The sequence below is a fragment of the Brevibacillus halotolerans genome (assembly GCF_026891775.1).
In the GTDB taxonomy this organism is placed as follows: domain Bacteria; phylum Bacillota; class Bacilli; order Brevibacillales; family Brevibacillaceae; genus Brevibacillus_B; species Brevibacillus_B halotolerans.
Map to the genome: position 1 here is coordinate 18,705 of NZ_JAPTNK010000007.1, position 21,048 is coordinate 39,752.

Genomic DNA, 21,048 nt, shown 5'->3' on the forward strand with positions numbered 1-21,048 from the left:
AAGATGCATGAGTTGATAAGCGAGGATATGCAATCCTCAATTGCCATTATCGGTATGTCAGGGAGATTCCCGGGTGCTAGTAACATAGAGGAATTTTGGCAAAACCTTCGTCAAGGGAAAGAATCCATTCATTTTTTTGAGCCGAAAAATGAAAAAAAGATCCCAGCAATGGGTATTTTGGAAAATATGGCCGAATTCGATGCAGCGTTTTTTGAAATGACTCCACGGGAAGCAGAGATCACTGATCCTCAGCAACGCTTATTCCTCGAAACAGCATATGAGGCCTTGGAGCATGCAGGGTATGATCCGGAGAAGTATAGTGGGAGAATTGGGGTTTACGCAGGCAGTGGACAATCCGGATACTTAGCTCATGTCCATAGTCATCCTGCAATTGTAGATTCGCTTGGAAGCTTTCAGATCATGCTTGGTACACAACCTGATTTTCTTTCAACGCGTGTATCATACAAGCTAGATTTAAAGGGTCCTAGTATAGCGGTGCAGACAGCTTGCTCTAGCTCCTTGGTAAGTGTACATATGGCATGCCAAAGCTTACTGACATACGAATGTGACATGGCTTTAGCAGGTGGAGTATCAGTTAAGGCAGATCAAAGTAATGATCTTGAATTACAAGAAGGCAGCATTTTGTCCCCAGACGGGCATTGCCGTGCCTTCGATTCAAATGCTCAAGGAACAGTAATTGGCAATGGGGTTGGAGTTGTTTTGCTTAAACGTTTAGAGGACGCTTTGGCTGACAACGATCATATCCTAGCAGTTGTAAGGGGAACCGCTATTAATAATGACGGTAAGCAAAAGGTGGGCTTTACAGCTCCAAGCATTACTCATCAAGCTGAGGTAATCAAAGAAGCTCTTAGCATTGCAGATATGAATCCTGAAACGATTAGCTACATAGAGGCACATGGAACAGGTACAACACTTGGAGATCCGATTGAAATAGCGGCACTAACAGAGGCGTATCGTGAGCATACATCCAAGACAGGCTATTGTGCGATAGGGTCTGTAAAAACCAATATTGGACATCTTGATAATGCATCAGGAGTGACAGGTTTAATTAAAACAGTGCTGGCTCTTTCCCATAAACAAATCCCTCCAAGTCTGCATTTTGTAGAAGCTAATCGGCAGATCGACTTTGAACAAAGTCCCTTTTATGTAAATACGCAGCTTACAGAGTGGAAGACGGGTGACTATCCTCGCCGTGCCGGAGTTAGCTCGTTTGGCATAGGGGGAACAAATGCACATGTAATCCTAGAAGAGGCACCTGTATCCGCGAAAAGAGAAGCGGTTTCACCTAGCGAGTGGAATGTACTGCCTCTCTCTGCCAAGACACCAGCTGCCCTTATGCAGGCAAAAGAAAATCTAGCTGAATTCTTTGACAAAAATCCGGAGGTAAATCTAGGGGATGTCGCATATACGCTCCAAGCAGGAAGAAAGGAGTTTTCTCATCGAAGCGCTGTGATTGCTCGTGAAGCGACATCTGCGAAAATGCTTTTCCAAAACGAGTTTATTCCCTTTGCTCACTACCAGGGCACCTCAAAGGAACTGATCGTAGAAGGAAAAGTGGTCCAAAGTCCTTCCGTCGTATTCATGTTTTCGGGTCAAGGCTCTCAATATGTGAATATGGGGCGAGAACTATATGAGACCGAGATAATATTTAGAGAAACAATCGATTATTGCGCCCTACAAGTAACAAAACACATTGGCATGGATATACGTGAGCTGATGTATCCAGCTAAAGAGCTGGAAGAACAAGCAAAAGAACAATTACAAGAAACCATCTATGCCCAACCTGCGCTTTTTATCATTGAATACGCTATAGCCAAATTGTTGGAATCATGGGGTGTTCGCCCACATGCCATGATCGGCCACAGTATAGGCGAGTATGTCGCAGCTTGCCTTTCCAGCGTTCTGTCATTGGAAGACGCTCTGTCTTTGGTTTCAACACGAGGTGTCTTGATGCAAAAGATGGAGAAAGGCGCAATGCTAGCAGTTTCACTAGGAGATTTACAGGTTCGTGAATTATTGCAGGAACATGGTGGAGAGCTTTCAATAGCAGCTGTGAATAGTCCGATATCTACTGTTATTGCAGGTACATATACAGATATTGGTAGCCTAGAGAAGGTAATGAAGGAAAAAGGTATTACATCGAAACGATTGATTACCTCTCATGCTTATCATTCGATGATGATGGAGCCTATGCTAGAAGAGTTTTATGAAGCGCTTCAGCAGAAGACCTTCCATGAACCGCTAATACCGTACATTTCTAATCTTACAGGAGAAAAAATTACTGCTTCACAAGCAACAGACCCTCTTTATTGGCAAAAACATCTCAGAGAGACCGTTCACTTCTCTACAGGAGTCCGCACTCTGATGGAAGAGCCAAATTGCATTTTTATGGAGGTAGGACCGGGCCAGTCGCTTGTCTCTCTTGTACGACAGCATAGAGAAACGTACCAGGCTCAACAGGCGATCACTATCACCACCCTTCCATCGGCGAAAAAGGAACACTCAGACGTGGCTAGCTTACGATTAGCAGTTGCGGGCTTGTGGTGCCACGGAGTAGAGATGGATCAGTCTGCTTTAGGGAATCATGAAAACGCTCGTCGCGTTCATCTTCCAACGTACCCTTTTGAAAGAAAGACCTACTTCCTAGAGAAAAAGGACAATCCAATAAGTAACGTCGATGCACTCGATCGAAAGAGAAGGGAAATGGCTGATTGGTTCTATATTCCTGTGTGGAATCAATCGGGCACAGCTTACTCTATCGAAGACGCAGAAAACGTTACTACCAATCAAAGATGGTTGATTTTTCAAGATAAGCAAGGCTTAGGCAAGCAAGTAAGGGGTTATGCTGAAAGGCTTGGGCTTGAGGTAGTGACGGTCGTTCCTGGTCAGACGTTTTCTAAAATTGATGAAAAAGTTTTTACCATCGATATCATGAGTGAAGAATCCTACCAAGAGTTGTTTAAAACATTGGATATGGACAATTTATTGCCAGATAAAATCATTCACATGTGGAGCATTCAGCATACAGACGAGCAAGAATCAGAGCAGGGGGATGAACAGCTAGAGCATTATGGCTTATACAGCATGCTATATATTGCTAAACAATTAGGAATATATGCCTTCCAACAAAAAATGGAAATCATTGCATTGTCGAATAATCTCCAGGAAATATCCAATGAAGAGATTCTTATGCCAGTACGATCAACCATACTCGGACCTCTACGTGTCATAGCACAAGAATATCCACAGATAAAAACTCGTTATATTGATATTCAACTGACAGATATGTTACCTAAAAAATCAGATCGCTTGCTCAAAAAAGTTTTGGATGAGATTTTGAGTACTACTTCTGATTTTATGGTCGCTATTCGCGGCACTCACCGATTTGTGCAAAAATTTGAACAAACAAGATTACCAGAGAAGAAATCCCACTCCTATTCCCCTTCTTTCCGTGATAAAGGCATATACCTGATTACAGGTGCGACTCAGGAAATAGGATTGTCGGTAAGTGAAGAGATAGCCAACGCAGTAAAAGCTTCCCTCATTTTAATAGGCGACCCGGATTTTCCAGTTATGGAGCAATGGGATAGCTACCTGCAAGCTCATGATGCAGAGGACGAGATTGCGAGTAAAATCAAACGAATCCGTCTCCTTCAGCAAAATTGTGAACAGGTACGTTATCACTCAGCTCATTTAACAGACGAAGAGGAAATGAGGCAGGTGATTCGTTCAGCGGAAGATAGCGTGGGAAGGATTACAGGTATCGTTTATGCAGCAGAACGGTTTAGCTCTGGCTTCATCCCGTTGAAAAGTAAAGATTCCTGCTATCAAAATATTGCACAGCAAGTGTATGGCCCACTCGTCTTAGAAAAGCTTATTGATCATATGAACATAGAGTTTATGCTGCTATTCTCGCGTACATTCTCACTTACAGGCGGGGTAGGTCAAATGGACAATTGTGTAGCAAATGTCTTTTTGGATACATTCGCGAGATATCAAACTGCAAAAGGAATACCTACGATTGCGATTAACTGGGGCATGTGGAAAAACGATAATTGGATTCGTAGCCAGACAGGGATGCCATTAGAGATGCAGTTGCATATGGAACAATTGCAAGAACAATACGGAATTACAGCAAAAGAAGGCACCCATGTCATGAACCGTATTCTTACAAGCGACTACTCTCAAGTGATTGTTTCTACACAGGACATTCATTCTGCGATTCATGAATTCAATCAATACGATACCTTACAATCAAGCACTTATTCTCACCGTGCTAATGATCATCGCAAGCAAGCAGCTGATACATATGTTGCACCACGTGATGAGACAGAAAGAAAAATAGCGGATATTTGGCAAGATCTATTCGGTATCCCTGCAATCAGTACGAAAGCTAACTTTTTTGAACTAGGTGGTAACTCTCTACTATCCATTCAGCTTGTTACGCGTTTGAGAAATACGTTCTATAACGATATACCGATGGATATTCTTTTCCAATCTCCAACTATTGTTGAGTTAGCTCAGGCGATAACGATGTCTCAGATCGGGCAAGAGGAGATGGATGAGATCGAGCGTATGCTGAGTGAAATCGAGAAAATGTCACCAGAGGAGCTGTCACTCAAGCTTGTTAACGAAGTATAAAGGCGAGAACAATTAAGGAGAGAATAAAGAATGAATCAGTTAGATAAAAGGTTAGCAGCACTTTCTCCTGAACAACGGGTTTTATTTGAACAACGCCTCAAACAAAAAGGCATTCAAACCCCGTTTCCTGCTAGATTATCTAAGCAGGAAGTGAAAAATCGAAACAGCCCTGCAAGTAGCTTTGTGCCGAAGCGAAAAAGAAAAGTGGATAAGATGGATTTTAGTCTCTTCTTTTTCTCAGGTGATGGTTCTACGCAGGATCAGAATAAGTATGCTTTGCTCTTGGAGAGTACAGCTTATGCTGATCAGCATGGATTTGCAGGTGTTTGGACGCCTGAGCGACATTTTGAGGACTTTGGGGGATTATATCCAAATCCTTCAGTGCTAAGTGCTGCTCTAGCTACGATTACAGAACGAATTGAGCTTAGGGCGGGAAGCGTTGTACTACCATTGCATCACCCAATTCGCTTTGTTGAGGAATGGTCTGTGGTGGACAATCTTTCAAAAGGACGTGTTTCGGTTGCCTTTGCGACGGGCTGGCATCCTGCTGATTTTGTGATTGCCCCTGTCCAAACCTCCGATTACTACGAGTCCAGAAAAGACGAGATGTTCAACTCTATAGATTTGGTAAAAAGGCTTTGGGCTGGTGAGCAGATTCCTTTTACAGATGCCAATGGAGCTGTTCACGAAATACGTACTTTACCTAGACCGTTGCAAAATGAACTAAATATCTGGATAGCGACGAATGGTAGTGCGGACACTTATGAGCGTGCGGCCAAAATCGGGGCTAATATTCTCACAGGAATTACGGCTGGTGATTTAGCGGATTTAGAAGAAAAAATTGAGTTGTATCGGAAGACTTTATCCCAAAGTGGATTTTCGCCGGAATCTCGCAAAGTAGCGGTGATGCTTCATACTTGCTTAGGAACAAGTGATGAGGAGGTCAAGGCGAAGGTAGAAAAGCCGATGAAGGAATATTTAAAAACCTTTATGAAGCAACAGAAGAACATCCTGACAGATTATGCATCCATGGCTGCCTCTGACTTTGATGTCATTGTCGATCATGCGTTTGAATCTTATTTCCAAGAAAGTGCATTATTTGGAAGCCACGACAAATGTAAAAAGCTGATCGAGACGCTCGGTGATATTGGTGTAGACGAGGTGGCCTGCTTAGTGGACTTTGGCATTGATAATGAGACGATTATGAATAGCATCAGAATGCTGACTGATCTGAAACAATCGTGCAATCAAAAGGAGCTGACTTTATGAAAAGCTTGACGGACCGTATCAATTCACTTTCTGACGAACAACGTGAATTACTAGAAAAGCAATTGAAGAAGAAAAATGTAGATGTGAACAAAATTAGGATTAATAAAGAAATGATTAATCCTCGTGGGCACACAAATGCAAGTCCCCTTTCGTATGATCAGGAACGCTTGTGGTTTTTCAATCGAATGCATCCAGAAAGTCACACCTATAACGTATATGGAGCCGCTAGATTAACAGGCACTGTGCATCATTGGGCTTTAGAGAAGAGCATCAATGAGATTGTGAAGCGTCATGAAGCATGGCGTACCTTGTTTGACAGCGTAGATGGACAAGCACGTCAAATTGTCTTGCCAGAACTCCAAGTAACGGTGCCAGAGGTTGATCTTCGTCTTGTTCCAAATGAAACCCGGGATGAAGAACTACAGAGACAAATGAAAGAAGAGGTCCAGCGGCTTTTTGATTTGAAAAAAGGTCCGCTCATCCGCTTTAAGCTGTTTCACGTAAGTAATACAGAATCAATGTTAGTCATGACTGTACATCATATTGTCATTGACCGGATTACTTTCTCGATCTTTTTCAAAGAGCTATCTTTGCACTATCAATCCATGCTTACTGGCATCCCCGTACAGTTGCCGGAGCTTGCCATCCAATTTGCAGATTATGCTGAATGGCAACGAAATTACTTACAAGGTGAGACGAAAGCTAAATTACTAACATTTTGGAAAGAACAGCTAGCAAACTGTGACTATGTCTTGGATATCAGTACAGATTTTCCGCGTCCACCGGCTATTACCTACCGTGGTGCCAGATGTTTTATTCATACACCGCTCGAAGTATTGAATGGTCTAAAAGCGATCGCCCAAAAAGAAAACGCGTCTGCTTTCATGATTATACTAGCCGCTTTTAAATTGCTTTTATATCGATACACAGGTCAATCAGATATTTTGGTCGGTACTCCCCTTGCCAATCGCAGCCGAGTAGAGCTAGAGGAGGTAATGGGTTATTTCCTAACACTGGGTACACTCCGCACCCGAATGTCTAAGGATATGACATTTATTCAATTATTACATAGTGTAAGGGAAACAGCTCTCGCGGTATACAAGCATCAGGATATGCCGATTGGTTTATTAATTGATGAATTGAAAGTACCTGCGGATATTAGCCGAAGCCCGTTAGTTCAAGCTATATTTGTGTATGTTGATGTGCCAGAGGAAAAATTACAGTTGCCAGATCTTACCGTAGAATTTGAGATGATTGATGGTGAAACAGCCAAGTATGATATTACAGTAGGTTTTTCTGAAACGGAAAAAGGGCTGGAAGGATTTTTTGAATATTCACCTGATTTGTTCCGTCAAGACACGATCGAGCGGATGGGAGAGCATTGGCATCGCTTGCTTTACGCCATTTTAGAAAATCCACATGCCTCTATAAGTGATTTGGCTATGTTAACGGAGGGAGAAAAACAACAGCTCCTTATTGACTGGAATAGCAACAAGCAGCCATTCTCTGATCATGCTTGCATCCATGAATTATTTGAAGCCCAAGTAAAGAGAACTCCAGAGCAAATTGCTCTTACGTATAATGACCAAATCATTACCTATCAGGAATTAAACAATCGTGCGAATCAGGTGGCTCGTTTATTAAGAAAAAGAGGCGTAAAACGTGAGACACTCATTGGTTTGTATATGGAACGTTCGATTGAAATGATTGTGGGGGTCCTTGGTATTTTAAAAGCAGGGGGAGCCTATATTCCAATTGATCCTATCTATCCAATAGAAAGAGTTCGACATATTCTCCAAGACTCTGGTTTGCAAATTGTCCTTACAAGCCAATCTTTACAAGAATTGATGGGCAAGGAAGGAATGCAGTGCATTTGTCTGGATAGTGATCAAGAGGCGATTTCAGGTGAAGATACTCAAAATCTTCCGTCACAAGCGAATGCTCACAGTCTTGCTTATATTATCTATACATCAGGCTCTACTGGGAATCCAAAAGGGGTCATGATTGAGCATCAAGGATTATGTAACGTAATCGAAGACACCATTAACAGATTTCAGATTACCTCAGATAGTAAGCTGGCCCAGTTTTTTTCTATCGGGTTTGATGCGTCCGCTCATGAAATATTTTCCGCTCTATGTGCAGGGGCTACGTTATGCCTGATAAGTCCTGATGCTAGAGCGGGAGGAAAGAATCTTGTTGCCTTTTTACATGAAAAGCAGATTACCACTATGTTTATTACGCCTTCTGTTCTAGCAACGCTAACCCCAGATGAGCTGCCAGATTCCTTGCAGACAATAGTAAGTGCAGGCGAGCTTTGCACCGTGGACATGGCTGAATGGAGTAAGGGATCACGTAAACTATATAATGGCTATGGTCAAACAGAGACCTCTATCATTAACATCGTACATTTATGTACAAAGGATAGTCTACCGAGCCAAGTAGGTCGTCCATTTGCCAATATGCAGGCTTATATACTGGATGATTCTTTAAATCCTGTTCCAATCGGGGTAAAAGGGGAGATTTACATCGGTGGCGTCGGGGTAGCCAGAGGATATTTAAATCAGCCTGAATTAACAGCGGCCAAATTTATACACCATCAATTTACGCCAGATCAGTCCGTCCGTTTATATCGAACAGGTGATCTTGGACGCTTTTTGGTGGATGGCACAATAGAATATCTTGGACGCCGGGACAATCAGATCAAAATCAGGGGATATCGAATTGAACTCGATGAAATTGGCAATGCCTTAGTTCAACATCCTAGTGTAATTCAAGCTAAGGTAAGTGTTCATCGCGATAAAACCAATAATGATTCCCTAGTTTCTTATGTCGTGATAGAAGAAGGGCAAGACATAAGCTCAGCGGAACTACGCACCTATTTGCAGCAAAAGCTACCTGAATATATGGTGCCTCTCTATTATGTTTTTGTCGATTCTCTCCCGAAAACTACAAATGGCAAATTCAATCGGGAGCTTTTGTCAGCTCCTGAGGAGAGCTTCTCGCAACAGTTGATTGAATATGTGCCCCCAAAGAATGAATGGGAAAGTAAGTTGGCAAAAATTTGGGGACAAGTGCTTAATATTGAGCAAGTCAGCGTTGTAGGGAACTTTTTTGATCTAGGTGGTCATTCCTTGAAGACGGCGGAATTGGTTGACAAAATCAAAGAGACATTCCAAGTTGAACTTTTGCTTCGAAATGTATTTGAATACCCAACAGTACGGCAAATGGCTCATTTGCTTGAAAAGGGGATCGTGCAGAAGAGACCATTTATCTCCTTCCGTGATCAGACAGAGCATGCGAAGGAAGTCATTTGCTTCCCACCGATGACAGGGCAGGGGGTACTTTATAAAGCTCTACATCAAAAATTATCAGGTTGTACGCTACATGCCTTTGATTTCATTAGAGGGGAAGATCGGATTGAGAAGTATATACAGCATATAAAGGTAGCTCAATCAGAAGGGCCGTATGTGGTATTAGGATATTCAGCCGGAGGTAATCTCGCTTTTGAAGTCACCAAGAAATTAGAAGAATGCGGGTTAGCAGTAAGCGATTTGATCATAATCGATTCACCTCTACGAGTAGAGGCTGTGGAATTGGATGGCGAAAAAATTCAAACGGAAGCACAGAAGCTAGTAAACCTAATGGCAGAGCATTTAGGTGAAAGTATTCGTACAGTGGCAGATCAAAACATCGATGTGATTAAGGAGTATTATGACTATACCAATAAAATGATCAATAAAGGCGTACTGAATGCAAATATTCATATCATCACTTCCAATGAGACAACTAAGGATGATATTCAATCCTGGGAAAGCTCCACTCTTCATCAGGTATATGTGTATAAAGGAGCGGGTGAACATATGAATATGCTTATTGACCCGAATAACCTAGCCGAAAATGCACGAATTATAGACTCAATTCTGAAAGGCTCGAATAAATAAATGATGGGAGATTACAGAAAGTAGGACTTTCAATCGAACAGTCTATTCCGTTTGGCCAAACAAGCAGTTACCTGTATGTATTAGAAGCCTAAGATTATAGACAAAAAATCTTTCCTGACTAGCTAATGCTGCTAAAAGGAAAGATTTTTTTGTCAAAGAGACTATTTGATTACTTTCGTGCCGATTCCAAGTGGCGTAATCATGAACAAAGGAGAGGGTCTGTTGTAATTATTATTACTTTTATGTATGATATTGTAATTGGTACGAATTTAGTGAAATTTTCTGTTATTCAAAAATATTCTTAGGTGTACATGTGACACCTTGTCTTATTTCAGGAGGTTTACTTCGTGTTTAAGGATATGATTGCATTGACGAAACCACGGCTCCTTCTGCTTAATGTATTTGCAGTTGTAGCTGGTTTCTGGGTAGCTTCCAAATGGAGTGTAGACTGGCTAGAGCTGACTTGGGTGCTAATAGGTACTACGCTAATCATTGCATCAGCCTGCGTGACTAATAATTACTGGGATCGCGAGCTTGATCAAAAGATGGAACGTACGAAAAACCGAGTGATGGCTACTGATCGCATTACGCCTGGTTTTGCTCTTGGTTATGGAATATTGCTCGGCATTCTGGGAACAGGCTTGTTATTTACCTTTGTTAACGCTGTTGCCGGCTGGCTTGCGCTTCTTGGCTGGTTTGTCTACATTGTGATTTATACGATTTGGTTAAAGCGAAGTTCAACCTGGAGTACATCAATTGGTGGCATTTCCGGAGCCATGCCGCCTGTAATCGGCTATTGTGCAGTAACGAATCAGGTTGATATAGGAGCGTGGCTCTTGTTTGCTCTTTTGTTCTTCTGGCAGCCTGCTCACTTTTGGTCACTTGGCATTCGGAGAGTAGAGGAATACCGTGCAGCAGGATTTCCGCTACTACCAGTTGTAAAGGGAATAAAACGTACGAAGTTGCAAATGATTCCCTATGTTGTATTGGTGATCCCGGCTACCATACTCATGTTTTATTATGGCTATGTCGGTGTTATTTTTCTGACTGTTTCTGTTTTGGGAGGAGTGATTTGGCTAATTCACACCCTACAGGGACTCTATGTAAAAGATGATGAAAGCTGGGCGAAAACGAATTTTTTTATTTCGATTAATTATTTATCGATCGTCTTTATTCTTATGATTGTCAACACGACATAGTAGTATTGGCTTTTCTAATGGCTGTCTTACAAAGGAACATAATGAATCGGGTTGATGAAGAAAGAAGAGGCTCATACTAATAGCGTATGAGCCTCTTTTATTATTGAAACGATTACACACGGGGAGTGGGCAAATTTTGATTGCTATCAAGCCTATTTTTCAGTAACAATAGCCTGAACAGTGTAGGTTTCTTCATCGATTGGTGTTAAAGCAGAAAAGTCCTTGTGAGCAGCATCTAAGCTAGAAACATCTCTCTTGCTTCTGCCACCTTTTCTGTTATTCTGAAGCTGTTCATATTCCTCAAGGGAGTATGTTTTCTTTTTAATAATAAATCTATCGATATAAACAGATGAATCGGTTAAGATTTTTCCATTTAGAATGACTTTTTTATTCTTTTCATCTAGTGTGACTGGATCGTCAGCCTTAAGTAAATCGTTATTAGCTAATTCATCATATAAGTTAAATTTTTGTGTTTTTTCCTTTTCCGGCTTAATATCGCCAGTCTCGATTAGGTCAGTCAGAATGCCAATACATAGTGGATCAGGAATAAATTTATGGGCAGGAATAAAGTAGTACTTTTTCTCATATTCCCCAGATAACACGGCGTTTACATCTGTATAGGCTTTCGCTTTATTCTCTTCTAAACTATATTCTAATACGACTACGGATTTCGCCGGAGCTGTAATTGTTTGCGAAGGGTACTTAATCGTTTTGGAGGTAATGGTTGTATTACCTTCCTGATTTGTTCTATTGTACTCAGTGTTCAGCGTAACGTCTCCCTTGGTAAAGCCTAGGTCGAAGCCTGCCTTTACGCTTGCTCCTGCTTTAAAGCCTTGTGTTATCGTTTTAGAGTGAGTATCGGATACATTTTCTACTATTTCTCTAGTTGGAAAGGCTTGAGGCTCAGGGTCTTCATTTATAAACACATTCGCTGTCTTAAAGTTCGTTTTTTTCTTTAAGGAATCGGCAATGACTTCTTGTTCACCGAAGACTACATCTGCTTGTAAGGTATCTAAATTTAGTACCGTTCTAGTAGAAGTGCTTAGATCGGGAAGAGCCATGTCATTTTTTGTATGCGTAAAAAGCAATGATTCTAAATCAAATACTTTGGATTCTATGTGATCTTGCAATACATAATTTTTTACGTGATCGGAGGCTAGGGCATTAACGGGGATGCCTGCTTCTAGTCCTGTTACTACGAGAGTCAATATGGCGGCGGTAGCGATAAGTTTTTTCTTCATAATAAAACCTCCCTAGATGCTCCTGTTGGGGATCAGTAATTTTTTAAATCCTCCTTTAATTGAGAACTTTTTCTTACAGTTAAATCGTATCAAAACTACACTAATCTTCACTATAGCAAAAACTATTTTTGACAAATGTTGTTTTCTATAAGAAATGATACAAAAATGAACATTGTAAAAAACCCCCCTCGGATAACTTGTTAGCTTCTCAACTGAAGAAGCATACGAGCTGTCTAGGGGGGCTTTTGCGTTTTCAAGCAGACAGGATGTTAGTCGTCTATAAAATCCCGTATGTTTTCAATATCACTTTGCGAAATAATAGGGTTGATACAAATTGTTGATATCCCTTCGATTTCCAGAGGTGTCGTCGTAATAATCAAATCGATACCCATTGATAGTAATTCATCTTTCGTAAAGTCATTCATATCTTTTTGCACACAGTGAAGCTTTCCGCCAAAACGCTGGATTAGAGCGGCTCTTATGTAAGCCTTCCAGCTTTCACCTTCTGCAATCACAAGCATTGCCTTTTTGTGAGCAGTTGCAGCCAGCATGTTAGAGGCCTCGATCCGCAAAGTAACCTTCGCAATTTCTTCCTCATAAGCATTACTAGCCAACCCGTATTTTTGGACAAAGGTATCAAAGGCGATTTTCACCTGTTCATACGTATTAGCATATTTTTCTTTAATATACTTTGTGGTTATTTTTTCTGGTCTTTTGATCATGGACAAGCGCTGGAAACGATAAGGAATTCTTCTTAAATAATTGCAGATGTCAAAAATGAACTCTTCATTTTCAGTTAAGCGTTGCCCGGTTTCTTGTTCTAGCATGCTAATAAATTCTTTCGCGTATTGATAGATGGCTATCTTTCCTTCTTTAAAATAGTGGAGGAACGTTTGTTTCGCAAGATTAATATCCTTAAAAGTGTACCGAGAAGCATTAATAGCAATGGTGATCAGCACGATATCATCAATTGTTAAAGAAATATTGAGTTCATCGCGTACTTTTTCACTTATTACTGACATCTTTTGATAAATACTTGTATCTACATAAGTATCTATTTTACAAGGCTCTAACTCTACTACATACCCTTGTTGCTTTCGTTTAAAGAAAATAGTTAGAAAAAAAGATAATTTTCGTCTGGAACTCTGATGAAAATTTATACCGGCTAGCTCTTCAAAACGATGAATATAACGAAGAATAGCTTCTTGATTGATCTCAGTAAATGGCCATTCATGGTCTGAATAGGCTTGCAGGTACAGATCATAAAACATCAAGATGATCTGTGATTCATTACCCACAATCCTCAAAGGCTTCTTTTCTAAATGCAAACCGTATAGCTGGATATGCTTCTGGATTTTTTTTAGATGGGTGTAGACAGAGCGGGGTTGCAAAAATAATTTCTCAGTCAAGTGACATACTGTCTTTATATCACCTTGCAGTAGCTCGTCAAATATTTCGAATGCCACCGATCGTCTGTATAACAAACAGAACAATTCATTATTAGAAGAGCTTGAGGGTTTTATTAATTGAATCCCTCTCCCTTTTTGACAAGTAAGCTCCCAGGATGGGGGTAAGACTTCATTTATAAATGAAATGTCTTTTCGAATGGTTTGATTTGAACCTCCTAATTTTTGCACCAGCTCCGAGATGGTAAACCATCTATTTTCACTTGTTATTAGTTTAGCAAGCTGAATACAGCGAAGAATTCCTTTTTCTAAATATAATGTTAGCATTATTTTGCATATTCCTCCTAGTCTTATATTTTTTATTTATATGATTTCCTGTAAGGTGTGTTGTAGTGTTTAGGATTTACGTTGCAGGTTAAAATGTAGGATATATTTTATCTTAAAATAAATAACAAATACAAAAAAATAATTAATACGTCATAAAAATTACAAATTTTCAGGAGGAGCGGGGTTAACTCGTGATTGCTTCAAAACATGTTAGTCTTTGATCGACAGTAACAGAAGCTTCATTATGATTTCTTAATAGGGAGAACCTGTAATGTATATATCGGGAATTATTCCCAAGCTCCTTAACAAATCTAGGCAATAAGAGATTATTTCTTTGACAAAATAGAGAATGAAGCCTGAAGAGAATAGGGGTTTTATTAGTTGAAATTAAAATGTGAGCAAAGCGGGAGGGAAATGAAGGGGCTATGCGAGGCATCTACATTTAAGATAAATTTTATTTTTACCCTACTTTTTATTTAAATAGTTTTCTCTATTCTAGAAAAACAAGAGTAAGGAGGAAACTGAACAATGAAGAGGATTTTATTTTTCGCGATACTTTTGCTACTGGTCTATACAACTATTAACGTATACCAAGGCAATCGAGCGCAAACAGAGATTTCTGAAAAAAATAACCTAACAATAGAAATTTCTAAGGAACAGGTTCATCAAGGGAATCTATTATTAGTTAATAAGGAGATTCCAGTTCATAAAGAAGGCGTTAAATCCGATGTGGTCAATCTTTCGAAACATAAAGAACTGATAAGGGGATATAGATTATTTGACGAGCATATTTATTTATCGAAGAGTGTGGCTCAAATTTTTATGGAGCTGGTACGAGACGCTAAAAGGGATAACGTTGAACATTTTATGATTAATAGTGGTTTTCGAAGCAGCGAAGAACAAAATGAGCTTTATCAAAAATTAGGCTCCGATTATGCTTTGCCTGATGGATATAGCGAACACAATTTAGGCTTGGCTCTTGATATTGGATCTACGCAAATGAAGATGGATCAAGCATCTGAGGGAAAGTGGCTTAAAAGGAACGCTTACAAATATGGTTTTATTTTACGTTATCCAAAAGAAAAAGCAGGGATTACGGGCACGCAATATGAGCCTTGGCATTACCGCTTTGTTGGGTGGCCACACAGCGCTATTATTCAGGAGCATGATTTTGTATTAGAAGAGTATTTGGATTATTTGAAAGCAGAAAAATCGATTTCATTTCATGATCATGGCGAAACGTATAATATTTACTATTATCCCGTTTCCAACGACCCAGATTTTACGATCAGCATACCAGAAAATCGGGACTATGAAATTTCAGGAAACAACATAGATGGAGTAATAGTGACCGTATACCCTAGAAAATCGTGATGACAAGAATGTACATATGTAGCTTTGGGCTATATTAAGCACAGCAGTGAAAGAGCGATTGCTGAGTAGTAAGGCGAAATAATGTACGACAGGTAAACAGAAGTGGAGTAGTGTGTTAGCGCGGCTACTCCATTTTTATTGCTCACAAATACGGCAAATGTGGATTGATAGTTCGTATTGGAAGCAATAAAAGAGGGTAAGATATGTAGGAATGTGATTTCATTACTTTCGTTGAGGGGGATATCTCGACAAATATCGCGTTTGGACACATGCATGATTTTCCCATGTTATTTGGAGATATCTACTTGAGTGTTAACAAAAGCAGCTAAACGTTGTACACGATATTGAATAACTATCAAATAAAGTAGTGATGAAATGATGAAACGAAATTCACGATATCCTTCCTGTCGAGGCGTTGTAGCTACTTTTCTCAGTCTGATCATGGTTGCAGTAATCAATTGCCAGCCCGCTTATGCAGAACCATCGCTTCCTATTGGAGTTAGTCAAGGGATTTTTTCTATTGAAATTTATCCTCAGCAACATCAACTAATTGTGCGGATACAGGATCAAAAAATTAAGACTTATACTGTTGCCGTGGGGAATCCATCTACCCCTACACCGGTTGGTGAATATAGAGTTATATACAAAGGGAAAAACTGGGGACCCTCTTTTGGTCCACGCTGGCTAGGATTAAACGTACCATGGGGAATTTATGGTATTCATGGCACGAACAAGCCACATTCCATTGGACAGCATCTGAGCCATGGTTGTATCCGTATGCGTAATAGAGACATCCTTGAATTGTTCGATATGATTCCCATCGGAACAAAAGTTACGATTCATGGGCATGTATTAGGGGATCCCAATCATAATCCGAGATATTTAGCTGAAGGGGATGTCGGTGGAGATGTGCAGCTGATTCAATCACGTTTGAAAAGCGCTGGATATTTCAATGGAGTATGTGACGGAAAGTTTCGTTCAAATACAACTGCGGCTCTCAAAAAATTTCAACGCGATCATCACTTGCCACAGGACGGTGTTGTTTCAAAAGGGGTTTATGAGGAATTTGGTTTGTTGGAGTAAGAAGCTGAAGCATCTGCTTTGAGAGGACTGTACAGCAAAACAAAGGTGTGTTAGCTCGATAATGGGGAAGAAAAGCAACGGCAATAGTTTAATGGTCAGAAAGGCGAGTAGGGAAGCTGTTTCCTTATTGGGGTAATACCAGCGTAGCTGTCATTAGGGGCAATGTAGATGGATATAAATGTACCAATTGCATTCTGTTCGTTGAACTATCGTGCCCGTTACTTGAATAATTCGTTTCTGAATCTGACCATCGTCTGTTTGGAAAAATCCCCACAGAAAAAGCGCCGGCTCACGATGTTATCATGAAACCGGCGCTTTTTCGATCGATTCCACATATATGTTTAAATGGAGTCTCTGTTAGGAAGCCCCGTTAATTGTTGATGATATGGAGTTCACCGCCGCTTCCACCTGGGGCGTATGCGCCAAGGGTGCAAATTGAGCAGCGATGGGGCCCCTGGACCTACTCAGCCCCATTGGGTACCGCGGGACTCCGGTTAGTTGCTATTCAGGAAGCGCGTGTCAATTGCGACGAGCCGTTCGCTCTATGCCATCAGCGGTTACTTTGTACAGTTGGTGCGGCAAGTCGTGTCCCATGCCGTCAACCAACATTAGCTCGGCGCCCGGGATGGCAGAAGCCGTGTCCTCGCCACACGCCGGGACGAACAGGGTATTCTATGGGGGATTGAGGATTGAGTGGGTTAATAGATATTCTTCTTTTAATTCTCTTTATTTTTATTGAGTCCGATAATATATATTATGTAAACAAATAAAACAAAAAGAAAATATAATGAGGCAGACAATAAGACATATGATAATACGACGAGTTGTATTCGATTGGAGGTTTTCATTATATACATATACCTTGGGATGTTTACGTATCATAAGCGATAATTTATAAGCAGCTTGAATTTTGATTTATTTACATATAGTGATATTTGGAAGTAATTTAGGAGCTTTAGTGGCACTGTATTGGTTATTAGTAAGGGATAAAATCGTTTTAAAAAACAGTCGAGTTTGTTGATATAAAATGGGCTGTTCCTGATTACGTACAAACCGTCTAGAATCAGATTGGTTATAAAATTAACCACAGTTATTACTGAACAACGATCGTGGAAGCTAAATCTGTTAGTAAACATCAAATGGACAAGTTTTTTTCCTGTCGTTTCGTTTTTCACATGCTGAAACTAGATAAAAAGCACGTTGCCTCAACATACATAATTGAACAAACAGGAGAGAAACTAATGGGATAGTGTTGGTAAAAGGAATTGAATTTATTATTTTAATTTCAGTTCATGAAATGGCTGTTTTAAGAACTGAAATTAGAAATTTTTTAAGGATTACAGATTTCCATCGTTTCTTGCTTCCTAATGACTTAGATATGGATATCATATATTGTATATAGATTAGATATTTGAGTTACACTTTAATTTTTCAAATATGTCCTAAATGATCAGATTTTCTTTAATACCTTTACTGATAACAAGGATTCAATCTTACTTTTTTACATTCTTTCTGGAACCCAATCTTACTTATAAGATATCTTTTCACTCATCTGGATCGAATACTATCTCTTTAAAAGCATCATTAACTGTAAATGGTCCCCATTCCTTTAAACTAGGTTATTTAATTGAGTTGATTCAGGTATGCAGCTAATTTCAGATGTCATGTATAACTGATAACTTGCCACTTTCTCTGCCTGTTTGGAGACAAAAACAGTTAAATCCCTACTCCATTATCTTAGATCACGACTTCTTCCCCTTTTTATTATCCGGAAATACGTTTGTAGATATAACTTTTGGTGGTCTTATTTGTTTAAAAAAGGCTTACGCCATAGCTCTTCTTCATCCGTATTCAATATTAATTCTGATCGAATGGATCGTGAAAGATACATGTGAACTAGTAAAAAACGTAGCTTACCCCCATTAGGCAATTTGTTAGAAAGCCGATTCCCTATTAAAAGGGAACCGACTTATCCATTACAGGGTAATACGGTGAGTATTTTACTAGAAAAAAGAGAAAGTCTTTGATATATTTCACAGCAAAGAAGAAATTGTTACTTACTATATACTGATTTCAGATTTACATGGACTCTTACATTTCTAGATCATTTTTTTCAGCGTCGGAGTCTATCTCTACGAATCAAACGTTTATTTTCCTTAATTTTACGCAACGAAGATTTGTCTGAGAGCCGAGTAAACAACATATGACCAGGCTTCGAATTAACTTCAATAATCCAAATTCGGCCACTTTTTTCAATTCCAAGATCGATTCCCATTTCACACAACGAATGATGTTTGCTCATCGTTCGAGCAATGAGATAAGATAGACTTTTTATTTTTTTTAGTGTTCTTTTCACTTTTTCTCTATCTTCGAAGAGCTTCCATAGCACCTTATCGAGTTGTACCCCATACCCCCCTTTTTGATAATTAGTAACAAAAAGATTCGGGGCGGCAACACGAGCAACAATACCAGGAATGACCCAATCTCTTTTCGGTTTCTGCATGTAGATTCTTATATCAAAAATAGCGCCTTTGTAGGTTGCCAATTTAATTCCTCTCTGTACAAGATAACACCTGGAGGCCTTCTGATAATACTGAATCCCCTTGTACAGTGAACTAGCACCAACATAACTAACATAACGACCGCGTCGAATCTCATAACCACATGTAAGCTTTTTAACTCTAATTATCCCCGATCCCCCACTACCGTGGTTGGGTTTAATATAGATAGTTGAATGCGATTTCAAAAGCTTTAAAGCCTTTTTATTCGTAAGCCAGTGTGTCTCAGGTAAATGGTGTCGCAGTACGGAATGCTGTAACATTTCCTTATGCTTTCTCATTTTTCCAATTCCCACAGGTATCCTCTTTTCAACTTGACATGTTAAACATTTTATGAATCAGCATTTATTGAGACACGGCGTATATCTACATTTCCAAAATAACTTTTTACCGTGCATGGAAACAAAATAGAAAAAAAGTCTATTGCCTTTTCAAGCTCAATTCGCTATTGTCGACCACTAACAGACTTCGTATCGATTTGAACGCAAAAAAAGAGTCGCGATACCAAGCGACTCTTTTTGTATGCCAGATATGTTTTTTCATAGTTCTTATTTTTAAGGTTCCTTTCTCGCTTTGCTAGGTGAATCTATTGCTATAGGGATTACTACTCCCCCTATCTTCTCATTCGTATCCTTATGCAGAAGTCGAATCTGGATTCTTCGGTGCTGATGCATCATGTTCATATCCGGCAAGTGCAAATTTAATGTAAAGACTAAGAATGACACTGACAATAGCAGAAAGTACCATCGGGATATAGCTGCTATCGGAAAAGCGATCAAACAACAAACCATACATCAGTTGTCCAAGTGGTATTGCAGCCATTGTCATGGATGTAACCAGTGCCATTACACGACCAAGCATTTCATTTGGTGTATCGTTTTGTAGCATGGTCATCCCAACGATAGAAAGAATCGTAATAGAAGCCATGATACCAAATCCACATGTTGTAAATATCCAGAACGGAATTGTTGCATCTGGGAAAATACTTGTGAAAGATGGGAGGATGGAGCCACTAGTGGCTAATAGGAAAATACCTGATAGAAAAAGCATGGACACAAAAGCATTTTTCACCGTCAGTTTTTTCGTTAATAGACTCAAGGCGATTGGAGCCATGAGACTACCAGCCATGATTACTCCTTCGCTTAAACCGTACATTTGATCCGACATTTTCAAGTTTATTTTCGTGATGTAAGCAATTCCAACTGTAAAAATCGGTGATATGAACACATTTGCAATAAGAGTCGCAAAGATTAATTTACCAAGATATTGGCTCTTCCCTACGAATTTGAGTCCTTCTTTTAAATCATTCCCAAAGTCCGAAACGATGCTGGAGGATTTGTCACGAATTGTTTGTGGGATAACCATAAACATTTCAAGAATTGCCGCCAATAAAAAACTAATTCCATTGATTAGCAGAAGAGCATCCAAGCCAAAGGTCCCATATAATATTCCTGCAAAAATTGGACCTGTCATATTAGCTAGCGTCATGAACAAGCTATTAAGCGAATTGGCATTAAGAAGCTGTTTGTCCTCTACTAATGAAGGTATAGATGCTTGTACAGCCGGTTCGTAAAAAGCAGTGAAAACCGATAGTAAAATTACCCCTATGTAGATTGCTGGCAGGTCTAGTAGTCCGTTTTTAGACAAGAGTAGCATCACACCGACGATAATTGCACAAAGAATGTCCAGTACAATCATGATATTTCGGCGACTAAACCGATCAGCGAATACACCAGCGATCGGTCCTAGTAGAATGGTTGGGATTAATGACATAACCAGAACAGAAGCAAATAACGTACCTGATCCAGTAATCCCAAGGACATACAAGGAAAGAGCAAAACGCTGGATGATACTGCCCGTAAACGAAATAACTTGACCAATCATGAGCAAGGTAAAATTTTTATTGGTAAACAACGATTTCATTTCTCCCATGCTTGTTCTCCTTACAATGAGATAGAAGAAAGGAACTGGGAGTATCCCATGTTATG

11 protein-coding genes are annotated in these 21,048 nt (G+C 39.8%); 7 read left to right on the forward strand and 4 right to left on the reverse strand.

Annotated features, from left to right (window positions below; genetic code table 11):
* Positions 1-3: 3 nt before the first annotated feature.
* The 4 genes from O0550_RS11160 to cyoE all read left to right on the forward strand — a co-directional run bounded on the left by O0550_RS11160 (position 4) and on the right by cyoE (position 11,071).
* Positions 4-4,662, forward strand: a complete 4,659-nt coding sequence (locus O0550_RS11160) for a type I polyketide synthase (RefSeq protein WP_258426327.1) — start codon at positions 4-6, stop codon at positions 4,660-4,662.
* A gap of 30 nt (positions 4,663-4,692) precedes the next feature.
* Entirely contained in the window at positions 4,693-5,931 is a 1,239-nt protein-coding gene (locus O0550_RS11165; protein ID WP_258426328.1) for a MupA/Atu3671 family FMN-dependent luciferase-like monooxygenase, read from the forward strand.
* Entirely contained in the window at positions 5,928-9,872 is a 3,945-nt protein-coding gene (locus tag O0550_RS11170) for a non-ribosomal peptide synthetase (RefSeq protein ID WP_258426329.1), read from the forward strand. Before O0550_RS11165 ends, O0550_RS11170 begins: the two co-directional genes overlap by 4 nt.
* A 347-nt stretch (positions 9,873-10,219) precedes the next feature.
* The gene (gene cyoE / locus O0550_RS11175; RefSeq protein WP_068793051.1) at positions 10,220-11,071 is read left to right on the forward strand and encodes a heme o synthase; all 852 of its coding nucleotides are present in this window, start codon (positions 10,220-10,222) and stop codon (positions 11,069-11,071) included.
* A gap of 152 nt (positions 11,072-11,223) precedes the next feature.
* Here the strand turns inward: cyoE and O0550_RS11180 are convergent, their stop codons facing one another.
* Together O0550_RS11180 and O0550_RS11185 are read right to left on the reverse strand one after the other, a co-directional pair.
* Positions 11,224-12,312, reverse strand: coding sequence for an ETX/MTX2 family pore-forming toxin (locus O0550_RS11180; protein WP_258426330.1), 1,089 nt, complete (start codon positions 12,310-12,312; stop codon positions 11,224-11,226).
* A 269-nt stretch (positions 12,313-12,581) separates the two neighbouring features.
* Complete coding sequence (locus O0550_RS11185; protein ID WP_181748312.1) at positions 12,582-14,045, reverse strand: BglG family transcription antiterminator; 1,464 nt, start codon at positions 14,043-14,045, stop codon at positions 12,582-12,584.
* Between the two features lie 528 nt (positions 14,046-14,573).
* Here O0550_RS11185 and O0550_RS11190 point away from each other — a divergent pair.
* The 3 genes from O0550_RS11190 (at position 14,574) to O0550_RS11200 (ending at position 17,188) form a co-directional block, all read left to right on the forward strand.
* Positions 14,574-15,419, forward strand: a complete 846-nt coding sequence (locus O0550_RS11190) for a M15 family metallopeptidase (RefSeq protein ID WP_258426331.1) — start codon at positions 14,574-14,576, stop codon at positions 15,417-15,419.
* 441 nt (positions 15,420-15,860) lie between these two features.
* Complete coding sequence (locus O0550_RS11195) at positions 15,861-16,502, forward strand: L,D-transpeptidase family protein (RefSeq protein ID WP_003339327.1); 642 nt, start codon at positions 15,861-15,863, stop codon at positions 16,500-16,502.
* A 374-nt stretch (positions 16,503-16,876) separates the two neighbouring features.
* Entirely contained in the window at positions 16,877-17,188 is a 312-nt protein-coding gene (locus O0550_RS11200; protein ID WP_181748318.1) for a hypothetical protein, read from the forward strand.
* 1,427 nt (positions 17,189-18,615) lie between these two features.
* Here the strand turns inward: O0550_RS11200 and O0550_RS11205 are convergent.
* Both O0550_RS11205 and O0550_RS11210 read right to left on the reverse strand, forming a co-directional pair.
* On the reverse strand, positions 18,616-19,356 hold the full coding sequence (locus O0550_RS11205; RefSeq protein WP_258426332.1) for a YheC/YheD family protein: 741 nt from the start codon (positions 19,354-19,356) through the stop codon (positions 18,616-18,618).
* A gap of 337 nt (positions 19,357-19,693) precedes the next feature.
* Entirely contained in the window at positions 19,694-20,992 is a 1,299-nt protein-coding gene (locus O0550_RS11210; protein ID WP_258426333.1) for an MFS transporter, read from the reverse strand.
* Positions 20,993-21,048 lie beyond the last annotated feature (56 nt).

What these genes read in the sequence shown, in the direction of transcription:
- O0550_RS11160 (WP_258426327.1), top strand. Translation starts at nt 4, where the DNA reads ATGCATGAGTTGATAAGCGAGGATATGCAATCCTCAATTGCCATTATC.
- O0550_RS11165 (WP_258426328.1), top strand. Translation starts at nt 4,693, where the DNA reads ATGAATCAGTTAGATAAAAGGTTAGCAGCACTTTCTCCTGAACAACGG.
- O0550_RS11170 (WP_258426329.1), top strand. Translation starts at nt 5,928, where the DNA reads ATGAAAAGCTTGACGGACCGTATCAATTCACTTTCTGACGAACAACGT.
- O0550_RS11180 (WP_258426330.1), bottom strand. Translation starts at nt 12,312, where the DNA reads ATGAAGAAAAAACTTATCGCTACCGCCGCCATATTGACTCTCGTAGTA.
- O0550_RS11185 (WP_181748312.1), bottom strand. Translation starts at nt 14,045, where the DNA reads ATGCTAACATTATATTTAGAAAAAGGAATTCTTCGCTGTATTCAGCTT.
- O0550_RS11190 (WP_258426331.1), top strand. Translation starts at nt 14,574, where the DNA reads ATGAAGAGGATTTTATTTTTCGCGATACTTTTGCTACTGGTCTATACA.
- O0550_RS11195 (WP_003339327.1), top strand. Translation starts at nt 15,861, where the DNA reads ATGGTTGCAGTAATCAATTGCCAGCCCGCTTATGCAGAACCATCGCTT.
- O0550_RS11210 (WP_258426333.1), bottom strand. Translation starts at nt 20,992, where the DNA reads ATGGGAGAAATGAAATCGTTGTTTACCAATAAAAATTTTACCTTGCTC.